This window comes from Wenzhouxiangella sediminis, from assembly GCF_003410055.1.
Lineage (GTDB): Bacteria > Pseudomonadota > Gammaproteobacteria > Xanthomonadales > Wenzhouxiangellaceae > Wenzhouxiangella > Wenzhouxiangella sediminis.
Map to the genome: position 1 here is coordinate 22,510 of NZ_QUZK01000038.1, position 17,629 is coordinate 40,138.

19 protein-coding genes are annotated in these 17,629 nt (G+C 66.4%); 17 read left to right on the plus strand and 2 right to left on the minus strand.

The window, feature by feature from the left end:
* Window positions 1-63: 63 nt before the first annotated feature.
* A complete protein-coding gene (locus DZC52_RS09625; RefSeq protein ID WP_116650934.1) occupies window positions 64-1,560 on the minus strand; it encodes a M48 family metalloprotease in 1,497 nt (498 codons plus the stop codon).
* A gap of 59 nt (window positions 1,561-1,619) precedes the next feature.
* Between DZC52_RS09625 and DZC52_RS09630 the strand changes: the two genes are divergently transcribed.
* From DZC52_RS09630 to murD, 9 genes are all read left to right on the plus strand, one after another.
* Window positions 1,620-1,973, plus strand: coding sequence for a DsrE family protein (locus tag DZC52_RS09630; protein WP_116650935.1), 354 nt, complete (start codon window positions 1,620-1,622; stop codon window positions 1,971-1,973).
* The gene (locus tag DZC52_RS15525) at window positions 1,963-2,271 is read left to right on the plus strand and encodes a hypothetical protein (RefSeq protein ID WP_181918881.1); all 309 of its coding nucleotides are present in this window, start codon (window positions 1,963-1,965) and stop codon (window positions 2,269-2,271) included. The genes DZC52_RS09630 and DZC52_RS15525 overlap by 11 nt, the downstream gene beginning before the upstream one ends.
* The gene (locus DZC52_RS15530; RefSeq protein ID WP_181918882.1) at window positions 2,268-2,612 is read left to right on the plus strand and encodes a TusE/DsrC/DsvC family sulfur relay protein; all 345 of its coding nucleotides are present in this window, start codon (window positions 2,268-2,270) and stop codon (window positions 2,610-2,612) included. Before DZC52_RS15525 ends, DZC52_RS15530 begins: the two co-directional genes overlap by 4 nt.
* A gap of 111 nt (window positions 2,613-2,723) precedes the next feature.
* A complete protein-coding gene (gene grxC, locus DZC52_RS09640; protein WP_116650937.1) occupies window positions 2,724-2,981 on the plus strand; it encodes a glutaredoxin 3 in 258 nt (85 codons plus the stop codon).
* 85 nt (window positions 2,982-3,066) lie between these two features.
* Window positions 3,067-4,074 carry an isocitrate dehydrogenase gene (locus tag DZC52_RS09645; RefSeq protein WP_116650938.1) on the plus strand — a complete coding sequence of 336 codons (1,008 nt, stop codon included), beginning with the start codon at window positions 3,067-3,069 and terminating at the stop codon, window positions 4,072-4,074.
* Window positions 4,075-4,313: 239 nt separating this feature from the next.
* Window positions 4,314-5,507 carry a hypothetical protein gene (locus DZC52_RS09650; RefSeq protein WP_147307651.1) on the plus strand — a complete coding sequence of 398 codons (1,194 nt, stop codon included), beginning with the start codon at window positions 4,314-4,316 and terminating at the stop codon, window positions 5,505-5,507.
* A gap of 143 nt (window positions 5,508-5,650) precedes the next feature.
* Window positions 5,651-6,844, plus strand: coding sequence for an AI-2E family transporter (locus tag DZC52_RS09655; RefSeq protein WP_116650940.1), 1,194 nt, complete (start codon window positions 5,651-5,653; stop codon window positions 6,842-6,844).
* Window positions 6,831-8,183: a MurL-like N-terminal domain-containing gene (locus tag DZC52_RS09660; protein ID WP_181918883.1), complete on the plus strand. Its 1,353-nt coding sequence runs from the start codon at window positions 6,831-6,833 to the stop codon at window positions 8,181-8,183. The genes DZC52_RS09655 and DZC52_RS09660 overlap by 14 nt, the downstream gene beginning before the upstream one ends.
* A complete protein-coding gene (gene murD / locus DZC52_RS09665; RefSeq protein ID WP_116650941.1) occupies window positions 8,161-9,501 on the plus strand; it encodes a UDP-N-acetylmuramoyl-L-alanine--D-glutamate ligase in 1,341 nt (446 codons plus the stop codon). The genes DZC52_RS09660 and murD overlap by 23 nt, the downstream gene beginning before the upstream one ends.
* On the opposite strand, the gene DZC52_RS09670 is transcribed toward murD, so the two are convergent.
* Window positions 9,495-10,493 (minus strand): polyprenyl synthetase family protein, encoded by a 999-nt coding sequence (locus DZC52_RS09670; protein ID WP_116650942.1) that lies wholly within the window; start codon window positions 10,491-10,493, stop codon window positions 9,495-9,497. The genes murD and DZC52_RS09670 overlap by 7 nt on opposite strands.
* A gap of 123 nt (window positions 10,494-10,616) precedes the next feature.
* Here DZC52_RS09670 and ssb point away from each other — a divergent pair, with 123 nt between their 5' ends.
* The 8 genes from ssb (at window position 10,617) to DZC52_RS09710 (ending at window position 17,572) form a co-directional block, all read left to right on the plus strand.
* On the plus strand, window positions 10,617-11,075 hold the full coding sequence (ssb, locus tag DZC52_RS09675; protein ID WP_116650943.1) for a single-stranded DNA-binding protein: 459 nt from the start codon (window positions 10,617-10,619) through the stop codon (window positions 11,073-11,075).
* Window positions 11,076-11,307: 232 nt separating this feature from the next.
* On the plus strand, window positions 11,308-12,357 hold the full coding sequence (gene rfbB, locus DZC52_RS09680; RefSeq protein ID WP_116650944.1) for a dTDP-glucose 4,6-dehydratase: 1,050 nt from the start codon (window positions 11,308-11,310) through the stop codon (window positions 12,355-12,357).
* Window positions 12,358-12,420: 63 nt separating this feature from the next.
* On the plus strand, window positions 12,421-12,780 hold the full coding sequence (locus DZC52_RS09685; protein WP_116650945.1) for a GxxExxY protein: 360 nt from the start codon (window positions 12,421-12,423) through the stop codon (window positions 12,778-12,780).
* A gap of 84 nt (window positions 12,781-12,864) precedes the next feature.
* Complete coding sequence (rfbA, locus tag DZC52_RS09690; RefSeq protein WP_116650946.1) at window positions 12,865-13,749, plus strand: glucose-1-phosphate thymidylyltransferase RfbA; 885 nt, start codon at window positions 12,865-12,867, stop codon at window positions 13,747-13,749.
* On the plus strand, window positions 13,746-14,294 hold the full coding sequence (gene rfbC, locus DZC52_RS09695; RefSeq protein WP_116650947.1) for a dTDP-4-dehydrorhamnose 3,5-epimerase: 549 nt from the start codon (window positions 13,746-13,748) through the stop codon (window positions 14,292-14,294). Before rfbA ends, rfbC begins: the two co-directional genes overlap by 4 nt.
* Entirely contained in the window at window positions 14,291-15,175 is an 885-nt protein-coding gene (rfbD, locus tag DZC52_RS09700) for a dTDP-4-dehydrorhamnose reductase (RefSeq protein WP_116650948.1), read from the plus strand. The genes rfbC and rfbD overlap by 4 nt, the downstream gene beginning before the upstream one ends.
* On the plus strand, window positions 15,169-16,584 hold the full coding sequence (locus DZC52_RS09705; protein ID WP_116650949.1) for a mannose-1-phosphate guanylyltransferase/mannose-6-phosphate isomerase: 1,416 nt from the start codon (window positions 15,169-15,171) through the stop codon (window positions 16,582-16,584). Before rfbD ends, DZC52_RS09705 begins: the two co-directional genes overlap by 7 nt.
* A gap of 13 nt (window positions 16,585-16,597) precedes the next feature.
* On the plus strand, window positions 16,598-17,572 hold the full coding sequence (locus DZC52_RS09710; protein ID WP_181918884.1) for a DUF1684 domain-containing protein: 975 nt from the start codon (window positions 16,598-16,600) through the stop codon (window positions 17,570-17,572).
* Window positions 17,573-17,629: the final 57 nt, after the last annotated feature.

The window sequence follows — 17,629 nt, forward strand, 5'->3', positions numbered from 1 at the left end:
ATCAGCCCTCTACGATAGCGCTCGGACGATGACAGTTTGTTGACGGCCCGCCGCTGTGCCGTTTCAGTCGGAGAACCCCAGCGGCTGGCGTTCGAGTTCACGGGAAGAAAGGCGTAATCTTTCGGCGCGCAACTGGTTCAGACGGGCGGTGACGCGCGAGCGCTGGTAGTAGTCGAGATCCTCGCGTTCGTTGATTCGCTCGAGCTGGACGATGGCTTCCTGTATGCCGCCGCGCATGTAGTAGCTTTCGGCCAGGGCCTCGGCGGCACGGATCTCGTCGCCGGCGCGGTCGGCGGCACGGGCGTAGAGTTCGGTCATGTTGACGTCGTCGGGGTAATCGCGCAGGTAGCTGCGCAGGATTTCGGCGGCGCGCTCGGCGCGCTCGGCATCGCGCTCGTGCATCAGGGTCCGGGTGTACTGGGTGGTGACGAGGCGGTTGCCCGGGTACTGCAGGTACAGGCTCTCGAGGATGTCCAGGCTCTCGGCGACGCGGCCCTCGGCGACCAGCAGCTCGGCTTCGAGCAGCTGGTAGAGCTGCCGGTCCGGGTCCCTGTCGAGCAGCCACTCGACCTGCCCGCGGGCGTCATCGAGGCGGCGGTCGGAGAGCAGGGTCATGGCCAGGCCGTAGCGCATGGCTGCTTCCGGTCGCTTGGACGCTTGTTCGATGCGGGCGCGGAACCAGGCCTCGGCGTCGGCCGAATCGGTCAGCATGGCGCGCAGTCGCGCCTGGACGTAGTGAAAATCGGTGCCGTCGCGGGTCACGCTGCCCTCGAGCTGTTCGGCGCGCGTGCGCGCTTCGGCAATCCGGTTGATGGTCAGCGGATGGGTGCGCAGGAGTTCCGGAGGTCCCTCGCCCATGACCCGGGTGATCTGGTTGAGCCGCTCGAAGAAGCGGGTCATGCCGTGGGCGTCGTAGCCGCCGCGGGCGAGCAGGGCGATGCCGATCCGGTCGGCTTCCGCCTCGGATTGGCGAGTGTGGTTGATCTGGAACTGCTGGGCCAGGCTCATGCCGCCCATCAGGATCGCCTGGGCGGCGTCGCCTTCAGCGCCCGCGGCACCCGCGGCGATCGCCAGCCCGAGGGCGGCGAGCATGGTCGGCAGCGAGACTTCCTGCTGGTTCTCCAGGCCGCGCGCCAGGTGATCCTGGGTGACGTGCGCGATTTCATGGGCGACGACGCCGGCCACCTCGCTTTCGTCGTGGGCGGCCAGGATCAGCCCGGAATTCAGGGCGATGACGCCCGCCGGGGCGGCGAAGGCGTTGATGCTGGGGTCGCGGAGTACGAAGAAGTGGAAGGGGTCGTCGGACTTGTCCGAGTAGGACACCAGGCGGAAACCCATGTCGCTGAAATAATCGCGAATCAGCGGATCCTCGACGAGCAGTTCGTGGGAGCGCATGTATTGCTCGAACTCGTGCGGGAAGCTCTCGGCCTCCTGCGGCGACAGAATCCGCGTGCTGGTACCGCCGAGATCGGGCAGGCGCACGGAATCATCGGCCCCCGCCGTAGTGGCCACGGCTACAATGAATGCGACGAGCAGGGTCTTGGGAATCAAATGCGTCATCGATCACTCAGACCGGCTGAAGGGGTCTTGGTTTCACCGGCGACGAGAATGGGCAGCCATTGAACGAGTTCATACAGTACCACCGAATCCTGATGATCCGAGCCGCGCCGGGGAGCGAGCAGAGCCTGCAGGCCCTCCGGCGGGCGGAAGCCTGGCGCGACGAGAGCGACCGGCTGCTGGTGTTCTTCCACGGGGAGGGCGTCGAACATGCCGCCGCCGAGGAGCCCTCCGCCGAATGGCGCCGGCTGGCGAGCTGGCACGGCGTGGTGCTGGCGGTGTGCAGCGGGTCCTGGTCGCGCCGTCACGACGAGCCGCCGGTCGACCCGTTCATGCTCTCCAGCCTGGTCGGATTCTGGAACCATGCGCTCGAAGCGCGTGAGGTGACCTGCTGCGGAGTCGCCGATGCAGGCTGAGCCCTGGGTGATCGTCGTCGCGGCAGCGCCCGGGGAACCGGGCAGCCGCGAGATGCTCGAGCTGGTGCTCGCCGGCGCCACCCTCGAAGTCGAGATGCTGGTCGTCTTCGAGGCGGAAGGGCTGGCGCACCTCGAGCCGGAGCCATTCGCGCCCTGGCGGCAGCTCTTGGATTTCGAGCTGGCCGAGGTTCGCGCGCGCGGCTCGGGCGAGGCCCTGCTTCCGGCCGGCGTGTCGGCCATCGACGACGAAGCCTTCGAGAATGTTTGCCGCCATGCGGCAGGAGTGCTGAGACTGTGAACGACGCGACCCGCCAATTGTTCGTGGACGGCCGGCCGGTCTCGCTCGACGCCGACGGCTTTCTCGTCGATTCCGGACAGTGGTTCCCGGAAGTCGCCGAGGCCCTGGCCGAGCGCGACGGCGTGCGGCTGGGCGAAGCGCACTGGTGGTTGATCGAGTTCGTGCGCGACTACCAGGCTCGCTACGGCAATCCACCGCTGATGCGCGTGGTCGTTGCGGAGTATCCCAAGCGCCACCCCGATAGCCGGGGCAGCCGTGAACTCTACCGGCTGTTCCCCGAAGGCCCGGTCCGCGAAGCCTGCCGCTACGGCGGCCTGCCCAAGCCGGATTGGTGTATTTGAAAACAAGGGGTTCAGGGTTCAGGAGCGCCTGAAACCTGAAACCTGAAACCCGAAACCTGAAACCTGAAACCTGAAACCTCAAACCCAGCAAACCAGGAGCAACCAAACCCGATGAGCAAGCAAGTCGTGATGTACACCAAGCCCACGTGCCCCTTCTGCACCGCCGCCGAGCGGCTGTTCAGGAGCAAGGGCGTGGATTTCGCCGTAATCGATATCGCCGCCGAGCCCGAGCGGCGCGACGAGATGATCGAGCGTAGCGGTCGCCGCACGGTGCCGCAGATCTTCATCGGCGACGAGCACGTCGGCGGCTTCGACGATCTCGACGCACTCGACCAGGAGGGCGCGCTCGATCGCATGCTCGGCCTGTAGGGTCGTTGAACGTGATGCCGGGGCGCCACAGGATCTATAATGGGCGGTTTCCGTTCAACCGCTTGATCACTACAGGAACAGCAGCGTGACGCAGCAAATCACCGTTATCCGGGGCGACGGCATCGGCCCCGAAATCATGGACGCCACCCTCCGCATGCTCGACGCCATCGGTGCGGGGCTGACGTATGACTTCCAGCTCGCCGGCATGGCGGCCCAGGAGGAAACGGGTGAGCTGCTGCCGCAGGACACGCTCGATTCGATCGAAAAGAATCGCATCGCCCTCAAGGCGCCGCTGACCACCCCGGTGGGCGGCGGCTTCAAGTCGCTCAACGTCGCGCTGCGCAAGCATTTCGACCTCTATGCCAACGTTCGTCCGGCGATCAGCTTCAAGGGTTCGAACTCGCGCTACGAGAACATCGACCTGATCACCGTGCGCGAGAATACCGAGGGTGCTTACCTGGGCGAGGGCGCGTGGACCGCGCCGGACGACAGCCGGGCCGAATCCAAGATGGTCGTCACCCGCAAGGGCTGCGAACGCATCGTGCGCTTCGCCTTCGACCTGGCGCGCCGGGCCGGCCGCAAGAAGGTCACCGTGGTCCACAAGGCCAACATCCTCAAGGACGTCACCGGCATGTTCCTGCGTGTCGCCCACGAGGTGGCCGAGGAGTACGACGATATCGAGAGCAACGACCTGATCGTCGACAATGCCTGCATGCAACTGGTCATGCGTCCCGAGCAGTTCGACGTGATCGTCACGACCAACCTGTTCGGCGACATCATCTCCGACCTGTGCGCCGGCCTGGTCGGCGGCCTCGGCCTGGCGCCGGGCGCCAACATCGGCGAGAAGGCGGCCATGTTCGAAGCGGTTCACGGTTCGGCGCCGGACATCGCCGGCAAGGGCATCGCCAACCCATGTGCGCTGATGCTGGGCGCCGCCCAGATGCTCGAACATCTCGACGATCACGACCGCGCCGGGCGCGTGCGCCGGGCCATCGCCGAGGTGATCGAGGCCGGCGACCGCACGACGCCCGATCTCGGCGGCAGCGGCACTACGGAGAGCTTCACCGACGCCATCTGCGAGCGCCTGGGCTGAGGTTCCGGCGCCTTGGGCCGGCATGCGCGGGCCCGGCGGCATGCGGTCCGGCCACGTCGGCCGGTCTGCGTCGGGTGAGGGGAGGGCGTTGTTGCGCTTCCGCAACACGCCAGAGGGGCGCGAAGTTCCCGTACCTGCAGTGCTTTCGGCGCCGGCGTTGCATTTCTCTCGATTCGGCGTTGTATTTTCGCCATCGGTGACGGTAAACTTGCTCCATCATTGGCGGAAAGTCCGAAACCGTGAAGCAACGGCTCCTTTCAATCTGTGTCCTGGCAGTCTCCCTGGTGGCGGCGCAGGCGGCCTGGTCGCTGCCGAGAACGGCGGGATCGGTTCACCTGACGCCCTATGCAGGGATGTCTTGGTTCGTGGCCGGCTTCGAACTGGGCCCCTGGGAGCAGTACCTGGTCAATGAGATCACGCCGGAACTCGAGCGGCTGTCGGCGCGGGAGATTCCTCACGTCAGCTGGCTGCACTTCGACGAAACGATCATCCTGCCGGACTTCGCCCTGCCCCTGATGCGCGGGGAGGGGCGCTCGCCGCTGCGCCTGTCGTTCCGTCAGTCGCGTCTCAGCCTGATGCTCGGCGAGTCGCTTTCGGAAAACATTCGACGCGCCGACCGCTTCCAGCAGTCGATCGTCATGCCGGGCCTGACCCACAGCGTGAGCGAGAACAGCGATCTCACGGTCAGCGCGGTGCTGGCCAGCCAGCAGTTTGGAACGGCCGCGATGAACTTGCAGCAGGCCACGACGCGCATGGGTATCGGTGAGCGAATCGACACCCTCTACTTCGATCCTGCGCGCACCGAGATTTCCCACGGGACCGGTCTGCGATTCGCCCTGAGCAGCGAACTCGTCACCGGCGTTCGTCTCGAAGCGGCCTTCCAGTCGCGCATCAACATGGACGAGTTCGCGACCGTTCGGGGGGTGCACGGCGCCAGCGCCGAACTCGACATTCCGCCTCGTCTTCAGGTCGGACTCGAGTTTCATGCCACGCCCCGTTCCTGGCTGAACTTCGGCGTATCCCAGATCTTCTACAGCGACGTCGGCGCCTTTCCCAGCCAGTCGCTTCCGGCACGCTTCACCGCGCTGCTCGGTGATCGCAACAGCCCGGACTTTGCCTGGGACGACCTGACCGTCTACAGCCTCGGTTGGCGCTGGCGCGCGGCCGACGACATCGAGTTGTTCGTCGATTACCGCACACGCACCCAGCCACGGCCGACGGCACCGACCCTGGCCGCAGCGCTCGATTCGGAACTGGCCAGCAACGCCGTCATCGCCGGGCTTTCCAAGGACGTCGGCAAGCGCAGCCGCCTCCACCTGAACGCGGCGTATGCGCCGCCCGAGTATGCATTCGGCGGCAACCTGCTGGGCGTGATCAGCGACGAACTCGACCAGGATCTCGAGGTCCAGGCGATGATGAGCTTCGACTTCTGACGAGCGAGCGCGAACGATTCGTCTTTACCCGCAGCTACAACACTCCTGAACGGCACGGTGCCCGGTGGCCTTCTTGCGGGGAAGGCCCACCGGGCAGGGCTTTCTGGCACCCCTGAATGTCCTCTCGCCCTTATAATCGAACCATGATCGCGCGCGTCAACGAGTGGTTTCGTCGGCATTTTTCCGACCCCCAGGTCGTCATCCTGGCGCTGTTTCTGGCGCTGGGCGTGCTCGCCATCGCCCTGTTCGGCAAGATGCTTGCGCCGGTGCTCGCCAGCCTGGTGCTGGCCTACCTGCTCGAGGGCGGGGTGCAACGCCTCGAGCGCCTGGGTGTACCGCGGCTGTTGAGCGTCATCGGGGTCTTTCTCGGCTTCATGACGGCGCTCGTCTACCTGCTTCTCGGCCTGGTGCCGATGCTCACTCGCCAACTCGCCGCCATCGTGCGAGACCTGCCCAGTTATGTGTCCCTGGCGCAGGACTGGGTGGCCAAGCTGCCCGAACGCTATCCCCAGCTCGTCGCTCCGACCGAGCCCGCGTCGGCCACCGAGGCGATCGCCGCCAACGGCGTGGAGCTGGCCGCCGAGGAGCCGCAGCGCGAGCTGGCGCTGATATCCCAGGAACAGCTGTCGACCTGGCTCGACAACATCGGCTCGGAGCTGGTGAACTACGGGGCTACCCTGGTTTCCTTCTCCGGGGTGATGAGCGCGGTCAACCTCCTGATTTTTCTCGTGCTGATGCCGGTGCTGGTGTTCTTCTTCCTCAAGGACAAGCACCAGCTCGTGGGCTGGGCCAGCCAGTACCTCCCTCGTGACCGAGCGCTCGTCACCAGCGTCTGGCAGGAGGTCGATGCCCAGATCGGTAACTACGTCCGCGGCAAGGTACTCGAGATCATGATCGTGTGGATCGTCACCTACGTGGTCTTCGCGCTCCTCCAGATGCCCTTCGTCATGCTGCTGTCGATGCTCGTGGGCCTGTCGGTCATCATTCCCTACATCGGGGCCGCCGTCGTGACGCTCCCCGTCGCCCTGGTCGCTCTGGTCGCCTTCGGTCCCGGCGCGAGCTTCTGGTACGTGCTGATCGCCTACACCATCATCCAGGCGCTCGACGGAAACGTGCTCGTGCCCATCCTGTTCTCCGAAGTGGTCAGTCTGCATCCGGTCGCCATCATCACGGCGGTTCTGGTTTTCGGCGGCATCTGGGGTTTCTGGGGCGTTTTCTTCGCCATTCCCCTGGCGACTCTGGTCAATGCCGTGTTGCGGGCCTGGCCGCGCGCCAACGACGAGGGTGATCGAACCTTCTCCGGCGAGCCGGACGAAGCAGCCGATGCCCGCGGCTGATCCGGGCCGGCCGCTGCGGTCCCCGGAAGACTGGCGGCGCGAGGCGAGTCGCGAATTCCGCTTCGTCGATCGTTGCTTCGACCCGTCTACCGGCGTGGTCGAGCTCTTCTACCGTCTCGACGGCATCGAGCTGCAAGAACGCTTCAGGCTTCCGATCGAGGGAGGGGGCTGCCGTTGCCCCGAAGCGCTCGATGCCGCCCTCGACCTGCTGCACTGGACGGCCGGCGTCAGCTACTGGAAGGCCGGCTGCCCCCCTTCGATCGCTTTCGAAGGACGCGCCCCGGATGCCTGGCAAGCCGCCTGGCTGGCGCGGCTGTACCGCGAAGGCCTGGCCGAGTTCGCCTGGCGCAACGGTCTGGATCAGGACGCCTGGGCGACCTTTCCTGCCGGCGGAGCGCCGAGTGGGGCGGTGCGCTGCCGGCTGCCGAGGCGATCGCTGGTGCCGATGGGCGGTGGCAAGGACTCGCTCGTGGCGCTCGAGCGCTTGCGCCGCCGCGGCGAACAGCCGGTCACCGTCCAGGTCGGCCGAGCCGCCCTGATCCGGCAGGTCGCCGAGGTTGCCGGCACGCCCCACCTGGTGATCGAACGCGAGGTGGATGCCGGGCTGGCGGCGCTCAATCGTCAAGGGGCCTGGAACGGCCATGTGCCGATCACGGCGATCAATGCGTCGGCTCTGATCGTGCTTGCCCTGGCGAGAGGCTTCGACCGGGTCGTGTTCGCCAACGAGCATTCCGCCGACGAGGCGACGCTGCACGACGAACGGGGCAGGCCGGTCAATCACCAGTTCTCCAAGTCGCTCGAGTTCGAAACGATGCTGGGGGAGTGGGTCGGGCGCTGCATCACGCCGGATCTGTCGGTGTTCTCGATCCTGCGGCGCGATCGCGAACTGGCCATATGCCGGGAGTTCGCCGGGCTCGAGCGCTATCACGGCGTCTTTTCCTCCTGCAATCGCAACTTCCATCTCGACGGGGCACGAACCGATCGCTGGTGCGGTCACTGCCCCAAGTGTCATTTCGTCTTCCTGGCCCTGGCGCCGTTCATGTCGCCCGAAGCACTGACGGGAATATTCGGGGCCAACTTGCTCGCCGACGGCGGGCAACTGCCGGGCTTTCGCTCGCTGCTGGCGATCGACGGCGCCAAACCATTCGAGTGCGTGGGCGAGGCCGGCGAAGCCCGCGCGGCGCTCGCCGCCCTGTCGGCTGATCCGCGTTGGCGCGATTGCACCGTGGTGTCGGCGCTGGCGCCTTCGCTCGCGGACCTGGACGTGCCCGAACTCGACCGACTCTGCCGGCCCGCGCGGGCCCATCGCATTCCCGATGAACTCCTCGCCGACGATTGACTGGCTGCTGGCGCGGCGCATCGGCCTGCTCGGCTACGGCCGGGACGGGCGCGCGACCGCGCGCGCCCTGCGCGAGCGGGACCCGGCCGTGCAACTGACCGTCCTGGTCGAGCGCGGCGAACCGGAAACGGATTGGCCGGTCGTGAATGCGCCCTTCGACGAGCGCCTGTGCGATTTCGACGTGCTCATCCGTTCCCCGGGGGTGCCCGTGGATCATCCGGCGCTGACCGCAGCCCGGGAAGCCGGCGTGGTCGTCGTCAACCCGGCCTCCATCTGGCTGGCCGAGCGCGGTCGCGACCTGACCGTCGTCGGCGTGACCGGCTCGAAGGGCAAGAGTACGACCGCTTCGCTGCTCGCCCACCTGTTGCGCGGCCAGGGTCTGGAGGTGCTCCTGGCGGGCAACATCGGCGTGCCCCTGCTCGATCATCTCGAATCCGCCGCCGACGTTGCCGTGCTGGAGTTGTCGAGCTACCAGCTGGCCGACCTTCAGGGCCGGATCGATCTCGGCCTGTTCACGCGCCTGTTTCCCGAGCACCTCGACTGGCACGGCGGCGAGGAAGCCTACGTGGCCGCCAAGTTGCGCCTGGCCGAGCTGCTCGAAGGCCGTCCCTTGCTCGTCAACGGCCGCGACGAGCGCCTGGTGGCGGCCACCGAGGCGGTGCGGGGCCGCGTGCTGGGCAATCGCCCGCCGGGGGTCTGGCGCGACGGCGACCGCCTGATGCTGGACGGCGCGCCGCTGTGTCCGGCAGGCGCCTTGCCCTTGATCGGTCGCCACAACCTGGACAACGCTGCGCTGGCCCTCCAGGCCGGCATCCTGCTGGGCCAGGATGGTCCGGCGCTGGCCCGGTCACTGTCGACTTTCCGGTCCCTGCCGCACCGGCTCGAGCCCGTGGCGACGGTCGACGGCGTGCGTTTCATCAACGATTCGATATCGACCAGCCCCTGGGCCACGCTGGCGGCCCTGGACGCGCTGGCGCCGGCGCCGGTCATACTGATCGCGGGCGGGCAGGCGCGGCCGGCGGACTGGCAGCCCGTCCTCGAGTGGGTCGATGCCCACGGCCTCGAGGCCCTGCTGACGATTCCCGACAACGGCGGTGTCATCGCCGATCGCTTCGGCGAAGCGGTCGGAGAGCGGATGGGGCCGATCGAGGCGCTCGAAGGGCTCGAGCAGGCCGTGGCGCGGGCGCGGGAACTGGCGCGTGAGGGTTGCGTCGTGCTGTTGTCGCCGGGGGCGCCGAGCTTCACCCGTTTTCGCGATTTCGAGGAGCGCGGCGAGCGCTTCCGTGCGGCGGTGGGTGTCGCCCCGGAAGTTCAGTAGGCGCGGTCCACAGCGTATCCGGCGAGAAACTCCAGCGCGCCCCGCTCGTCGCTCTCGGGCAGCACAGCCAGGGCCATGCGGGCCTTTTCGGCCAGACCTTCAGCCTGGGACATGGCCAGGTCGAGTGCGCCGGTGCGCTCCATGATGCTCCTGACATCGGCAATGCGGTCGCTGCCGCCGGCTTCGATGATGCTTCGCATCAGCGCCCGTTCGGTCTCATCGGCGGACTGGAGCGCGAGAATCAGCGGCAGGGTGACCTTGCCCTCGGCCAGGTCGTCGCCCGCGTTCTTTCCCAGGTCGTCGCCGTCGGCGCGATAGTCGAGCACGTCGTCGACGATCTGGAAGGCCTGCCCGAGGTACAGGCCGTAGTCGGCCAGGCTTTCGCAGTCGGAATCGCTCATCTCGCCCAGAACGCCGCCCAGGCGAGCGCTGGCGGCGAACAGGCAGGCGGTCTTGTCGGAGATCACCTGGTAGTAGTCCTCGACCCCCAGGTCGGCATTGCCCATCTGCATGAGCTGCAGCACCTCGCCCTCGGCGATGGTGTTGGTGGTGTCGGCCAGGATGTTCATTACCCGCATCCGGTCGAGCTCGACCATCAACTGGAAACTGCGCGAGTAGAGGAAATCGCCGACCAGCACGGAGGCGGCGTTGCCCCAGAGACGGTGCGCGGTGACCTGCCCGCGGCGCCGGGACGACTCGTCGACGACGTCGTCGTGGAGCAGGGTCGAGGTGTGGATGAACTCGATGATCGCCGCCAGCTTCAGGTGGTCGTCGCCGCGATAGCCGGCGGCACGGGCGCAGAGCAGGTGCACCAGCGGGCGCATGCGCTTGCCGCCGCCGCTGATGATGTGATGGCTGATCTGGTTGACCAGGACGACATCGGAGGCCAGTCGATCGACGATCAGGCGGTCGACCGCCCGGCGGTCGACCTGCGTGAGCTCGAGAATGTCATCCAGGCCGGCCGGCGCCGTGGTCGATGAGAAATCGTTCATGGCTGACAATTATACGGGTCGATTTCCTTCGCCGGGCCGGGGGATTCGGCCGATGGGACCGGCGGGCGCCTATGCTAGACTTCTGCGCATTCTCAAACCCTGAATCAAGGAGAGGCCCGCGTCATGGCCCGTGGAATCAACAAGGCGATCCTGATCGGCAATCTCGGTGCCGATCCCGAAACCCGACACACCGCCGGCGGCAATGCGGTGACCAATATCCGAATTGCCACCTCCGAAGCCTGGCGCGACAAGCAGACCGGCGAGCAGCAGGAGCGCACCGAGTGGCACCGTGTGGTGCTCTTCGGCAAGCTCGGCGAAATCGCCGGCGAGTACCTGCGCAAGGGCTCGAAGGTGTACATCGAAGGCCGCATCCAGACCCGCAAGTGGCAGGGCCAGGACGGTCAGGACCGCTGGACGACCGAAATCGTCGCCAACGAGATGCAGATGCTCGACAGCCGCGGCGGCAGCGCCCCGTTCAACGACAACGGGCCGTCCCAGAGTCAGGGCGGCTACCAGGATCAGGGCTACGACGGCCCGCCCAGCGACAACGGCGGCGGACTGGAAGACGATATTCCGTTCTGACGGCTGGCGCGTCGCGGCTCTGCGCGCCGTGATAGTGCTTTAGGCGCGCCGAGCTTGGGTGAAAATCTTTCAAACCCAAAGACGCGAAGACGCAAAGAGTTGAATGAATGGTCGCGTTCGTCGGCCACCACTGCAGTCCGGCAGACCCTGTTTGGCTCCGTCGCAACTGGTCCGTTTTTTCGTTTTCTTCGCGTCTTTGCGTCTTTGCGTTCAACAAGGTTTTGATTCTCAGATGAAAACCATTCTGGTCACCGGCGGTGCCGGGTTCATCGGGTCCAATTTCGTCCACCACCTGCTCGGCACGACCGACGCGACGGTGGTCAATCTCGACCTGCTGACCTATGCCGGCAACCGCGAGTCGCTCGAAGGCCTGCCGTCCGAGCGGCACGTCTTTGTCGAGGGCGACATCTGCGACGGTCCGCTGGTGGCCCGGCTGCTCGACGAGCATCGGCCCGACGCCATCGTGCATTTCGCCGCCGAAAGCCATGTCGACCGCTCGATCGACGAGCCCGGCGCCTTCATCCGCACCAACGTGACCGGCACGCAGACGCTGCTCGATGCCGCGCTGGCCTACTGGCAGGGCGGGGCGGACCACTTCCGTTTCGTGCACGTGTCCACCGACGAGGTCTACGGCACGCTCGCGCCCGAAGAACCGGCCTTCACCGAAACGCACCGCTATGCCCCGAACTCGCCGTACGCGGCTTCGAAGGCGGCGGCTGATCACCTGGCCCGGGCCTGGCACCGCACCTACGGCCTGCCGGTGATGATCACCAACTGCTCGAACAACTACGGCCCCTTCCAGTTTCCCGAGAAGCTGATTCCACTGATGCTGATCAACGCCCTGGAGGGCGAGAAGCTGCCGGTCTACGGCGACGGGCAGCAGCGCCGCGACTGGCTGTTCGTCACCGACCATTGTCGCGCCGTCGAGCGCGTGCTCGAAGCCGGCGAACCCGGCCGCGTGTACAACATCGGCGGCAACGCCGAAATGGCCAACCTCGACGTCGTTCACCTGCTCTGCGACCTGCTCGACGAGCGCGTGCCGGTCGAGCGCCCGCGGCGCGAGCTGATCGAGTACGTCACCGACCGCCCGGGCCACGACCGGCGCTACGCCATCGACGCGACGAGAATCCGCGACGAACTCGGCTGGGAACCGTCGGTCGACTTCACCGAAGGCCTCGCCCGGACCGTCGACTGGTACCTGTCCAACCGCGAGTGGTGGCAACGCATCCGCGACGGCCGCTATCGCTCCGAACGCCTCGGCGTGTCGCGGATTGGGGGCTGAAAAAGTCAGAAGAATAAATTGTCCACAGATGAACACAGATGAACACAGATTAAAGAAGATCTAATGTCTGTGAAGCTTTCTAGAAAGGTAATTGGTTGTTGCTATGAAGTCAGCAATACTCTGGGGGCGGGGTTTCTGGAGAATGTCTACGAGAATGCCCTGTCCGTAGAGTTGGAGCGACAAGAACTCGCATACCGCCGCCAGGTGCCCCTGGAAGTCTGCTACAAGGGGGAGACTGTAGGACGTTATCAGCCTGACTTTCTGGTGGACAATCAATTGATTGTCGAGATCAAGGCCGTGAGCGACTTGTCAGGTGAACATCAGTCTCAATTGCTGAACTACTTGAGGGCAACAGGGCTTGATATTGGTCTACTCGTCAATTTCGGAAGGCCGCGAATTCAGGTAAAACGCCTGGTTAACTGAGTTTTTGTTTTTTTATCTGTGTTTATCTGTGTTCATCTGTGGACGAACAGGTTTAGGTTTTTAGGTTTTCAGGACAATAACTCCATGAACAGACGAGGCATCATTCTGGCGGGCGGCTCCGGCACGCGGTTGTATCCCCTCACGCAGGTGATCTCCAAACAGCTGCTGCCGGTCTACGACAAGCCGATGATCTACTATCCGCTGTCGACCATGATGCAGGCCGGCATCCGCGAGATCCTGATCATCACCACGCCGCACGAGCAGGCCCTGTTCCAGAAGCTGCTCGGCGACGGCAGCCAGTGGGGGATCGAGCTGAGCTATGCCGTGCAGGACGAACCGCGCGGCCTGGCCGACGCCTTCATCATTGGCCGCGAATTCATCGACGGCCGACCGTCCTGCCTGATCCTGGGCGACAACATCTTCCACGGCGGCGGCATGCGCGAGCTGCTCGAGCGGGCCAACGCCCGCGAGCACGGCGCCACCGTGTTCGGCTACTGGGTCAGCGACCCCGAGCGCTACGGCGTGGTCGAGATGGACGCGCAAGGACGGGTGCTCTCGCTCGAGGAAAAGCCCGAGCGGCCGAAATCCAACTACGCCGTGACCGGCCTGTATTTCTACGACGAGCGCGCCTGCGACTTCGCCGCCGAGCTCGAACCCTCCGAGCGCGGCGAGCTCGAGATCACCGACCTCAACCGCCGCTATCTCGAAGCCGGCGACCTCACCGTCGAGCGCATGGGCCGCGGCTACGCCTGGCTGGATACCGGGACCCACGCTTCGCTCCAGCAGGCCTCGAGTTATATCGAGACCCTGGAATCGCGCCAGGGCCTGCGCGTGGCCTGCCCCGAGGAGATCGCCTTTCGCCAGGGCTGGATCGGCGCCAACGAGTTGCTGGCCCTGGCCGAGCCCCTGACCAAGAGCGGCTACGGCGACTACCTGCGCATGATCGCCCGGACTGCGGAGCCTTCATGAAAGTCAGCGACACCGATCTGCCCGGCGTGAAGCTCGTCGAGCCGCGCGTGTTCGGCGACGAGCGGGGCTGGTTTCTGGAGACCTGGCGCGAGGAGCGCTACCGCGAACACGGCATCGGCCCGGCCTTCGTCCAGGCCAACTGCTCGCAGTCCGCCCGCGGCGTATTGCGCGGGCTGCATTTCCAGTGGCCCGAGCCGCAGGGCAAGCTCGTCTGGGTCAGCCAGGGCCGGGTCTTCGACGTGGCCGTGGATATTCGCCCGGAATCCGATCACTTCGGGCGCTGGACCGGCTTCGAACTCGATGCCGACAGCCACCGCCAGCTATGGATTCCAGAGGGCTTCGCGCACGGTTTCCAGGTCCTCAGCGAGACCGCCACTTTCAACTATCTCTGCACTCGACCGTACCGCGGCGAATTCGATGCCTCGATCGCCTGGGACGATGCCGATATCGGCGTGGAATGGCCGATCGCCCCCTCGGGTCTGTCCGACAAGGACCGTGCCGCGCCCCGCTTGGCGGAAATCGCTCCTGACCGGCTGCCGTCATGACCACCCTGCTGCTGGGCGCCAACGGCCAGCTGGGCCGTCACCTGCGTGCCGAAATCGACGGCCTGGTGACCTGCGCGCGCAGCGATGCCGACCATGTGCTGGACCTTTCGCAGGTCGATCACATTGGCCCGCTTCTCGACCGTGTGCGCCCGGATACGATCATCAACGCCGCAGCCTGGACGGCCGTGGACGACGCCGAGGACCATGAGGCCGAGGCCTTCGGGCTCAACCACGACCTGCCGGCCGCGCTGGCCGACTGGTGCCGGCGCAGCGATGCCCTGCTGGTGCATTACTCGACCGACTATGTCTTCAGCGGCGCGCCCGGCCGGCCCTGGCGCGAGGACGACCCGGTGGCGCCGGAGTCGGCCTACGGGCGCACCAAGCTGGCCGGCGAGCAGGCCATTGCCACCAGTGCCTGTCGCGCCCTGGTGCTGCGCACCGCCTGGGTCTACAGCGCCCTGCCGGGCAATTTCGTATCCGCCATCCTCAAGCGCGCCGGGGAGGGGCAGGATCTGAAAGTGGTCGCCGACCAGACCGGCTCACCGACCTGGGCCGGTACGCTGGCGCAGGCCACACGCCGCCTGGTCGCCCTGGGCGATCGCGTCGAGCGCCCGGAACTGCTCCACGTCAGCGGGCAGGGCGCCATGACCTGGCATGCGCTGGCCGTCAGAGCCGTGCAGGGGGCTGCGGAGCGTGGCATCATCTCCGATATCGTCGACGTCGAGCCGATCGCAAGTGACGCGTGGCCCCAGAAGGCAAGGCGCCCCGCCTGGTCGGTGCTCGACGGTTTGCGCTATGAACAATTCACCGGCCGGCCGCTGCCCGACTGCGAGCAGGCCCTGGTCGAGTGCCTGGACCGATGGAGCGAGGCCCCATGTTGATACCCGTGATCATGTCCGGTGGCGCCGGCACCCGCCTGTGGCCGGTGTCGCGCAAGGCGCATCCCAAGCCCTTCATGCGCCTGGCCGACGGACAGACGCTGGCGGCCAGCACCATCCGGCGCGCCCTGGCCGTGGGCGATGCGCCGGTGACGCTGACGGTGACCGGCCGCGACTACTACTTCCTGACCCGCGACGAATACCAGGCTGTCGACAGCTCGGCCGACCATCGTTTCCTGCTCGAGCCCGAAGGGCGCAACACCGCGCCGGCCATCGCCGCCGCCGCGCTCTGGGCCGAACAACTCTACGGGCCGGACACGCGCCTGCTGATCATGCCCGCCGATCACCTGATCCGCGACCTGGATGCCTTCTCCGAAGCCGTCGCCCACGCCGAGGCGCTCGCCGCCGACGGCTGGCTGACCTGCCTGGGCGTGACGCCGACGCACGCGGAGACAGGCTATGGTTACATCCGCTCGGGGCAGGGCATCGGCGAGCACGGCCGCGAGATCCGCGCCTTCGTCGAGAAGCCCGACCAGGACACCGCCCGTCGCTATTTCGAGTCCGGCGAGTATCTCTGGAACGCGGGCATGTTCTGCTTCCGCGCCGACGCCATCCTTGCGGCGCTCGAGACGCACGCCGGCGATATCCTCGAACAGGTTCGCGCCACCTGGGCGGAAACCGACGCCGAGGCGGCTCCCGTGGAACTCGACGCCGAGCGCTTCGCGCGCGTTCGACCCGACTCGATCGACTTTGCCGTGATGGAGAAGGCCGAGCGGCGCGCCGTCGTGCCGGTCGACTGCGGCTGGAGCGACATCGGCTCCTGGCAGGCGATCAGCGACCTCTACGAAACCGACGCCCTGGGCAATCGAGTACAGGGGGAGGCGGTTCTGGTCGACACCCGCAATACCTTTGTCCAGGGCGAAAAGCGCCTGGTCGCCGCTGTGGGCGTGGACAACCTGGTCATCGTCGACACCGGAGATGCCGTGCTGGTCGCCACTCGCGACCGTGCCCAGGAGGTCAAGGCCGTTGTCGAGGAGCTGACCCGCAACAACGACGAACTCGCGGTTTTCCACCGCACGGTGCACCGACCCTGGGGCAACTTCACGGTGCTCGAGGATGCCGAGGACTGCAAGGTCAAGCGCCTGGTGGTCAAGCCCGGCGGCATCCTGTCGCTGCAGCGCCACCAGCACCGCAGCGAGCACTGGACTGTGGTCGCCGGCGAAGCGAAGGTGCGCGTGGGCGACGAGGAGCGCATCTACGGCGCCAATGAAACCGTCGAGATTCCGGTGGGCAGCCTGCACCGGCTTGAAAACCCCGGCGACGAGGACGTGCACATCATCGAAGTGCAGACGGGGAGCTATTTCGGCGAAGATGATATCGAGCGGCTCGAGGACGTCTACGGCCGGACATAGGATGGAGGGAGCCATGCAGCGGGTCTGGAAGAGGGGATCGGGCGATTCGGTTCGACTTGTCGCCATGGTGGTTGTGGTTGCCGCGCTGTCGGCCTGTGCCGTGGACAAGCCGCGGACGGCGGCGTCCCAGCCCGAGTCGGCGTCGAGTCCCGAGGCGCAGGACTGGCGGGCCGAGGCGATGGCCTGGCGGCAGCGCCGCTACGATCGGCTGACCGAGCCCTATGGTTGGTTGAGCCTGGTGGGCCTGGATTTCGTCGAGGATGGGCGCTGGCGCATCGGCGCCGGCGAGGGCGCCGACATCGCGATGCCGGCCGGCCCGGACCACTGGGGCGAGCTCATCGTCGACGGCAGCCGGGCGCGCTTCGAGCCCGCAACCAATGCCGTGCGCGTGGACGGGCGCCCCGGCGTGGCGGGAATGCTCGTCCAACCCGGCCGAGACGATACGGTATGGGTGCAGGCCGAAGACGTTCGCTTCCAGATCATCCAGCGCAACGACCGCCTGGCCGTGCGCACTCGCTGGCCGCGGGCCGAGACGCGCACCGAATTCAAGGGCCTGGACTACTTCCCCTACGACCCCGACTGGCGGGTCGAGGCGCGCATCGAATACCACCCGGCCGGGACCACCATGCCGGTGGGCAGTGTGCTGGGCGACATCACGCAGGAGCCCAACCTCGGAGCGGCGGTATTCGAGTACGGCGGCGAGACCTACCGGCTCGAGGCCCAGGCCTCGCGCGACGACGATGAGTTGTTCTTCGTCTTCGCCGATCGCACGACGGGCCGCGAGACCTACGGCGCCGGTCGCATGCTCTACGCGCCCATGCCCGACGAAAACGGCCGCACCGTGCTCGACTTCAACCGCGCCTACAACCCGCCGTGCACCTTCACCGAGTTTTCCACCTGCCCGCTACCCGTGCCGGAAAACCGCCTCGACGTGCGCGTGACCGCCGGCGAGAAGGACTACGCCGGAGAGTCCGGGTATCTGAAATAGAAGGCAAGGATTTCTCGCAAAGGCGCGAAGGCGCAAAGGTCGCAATGGAAAAAGAAA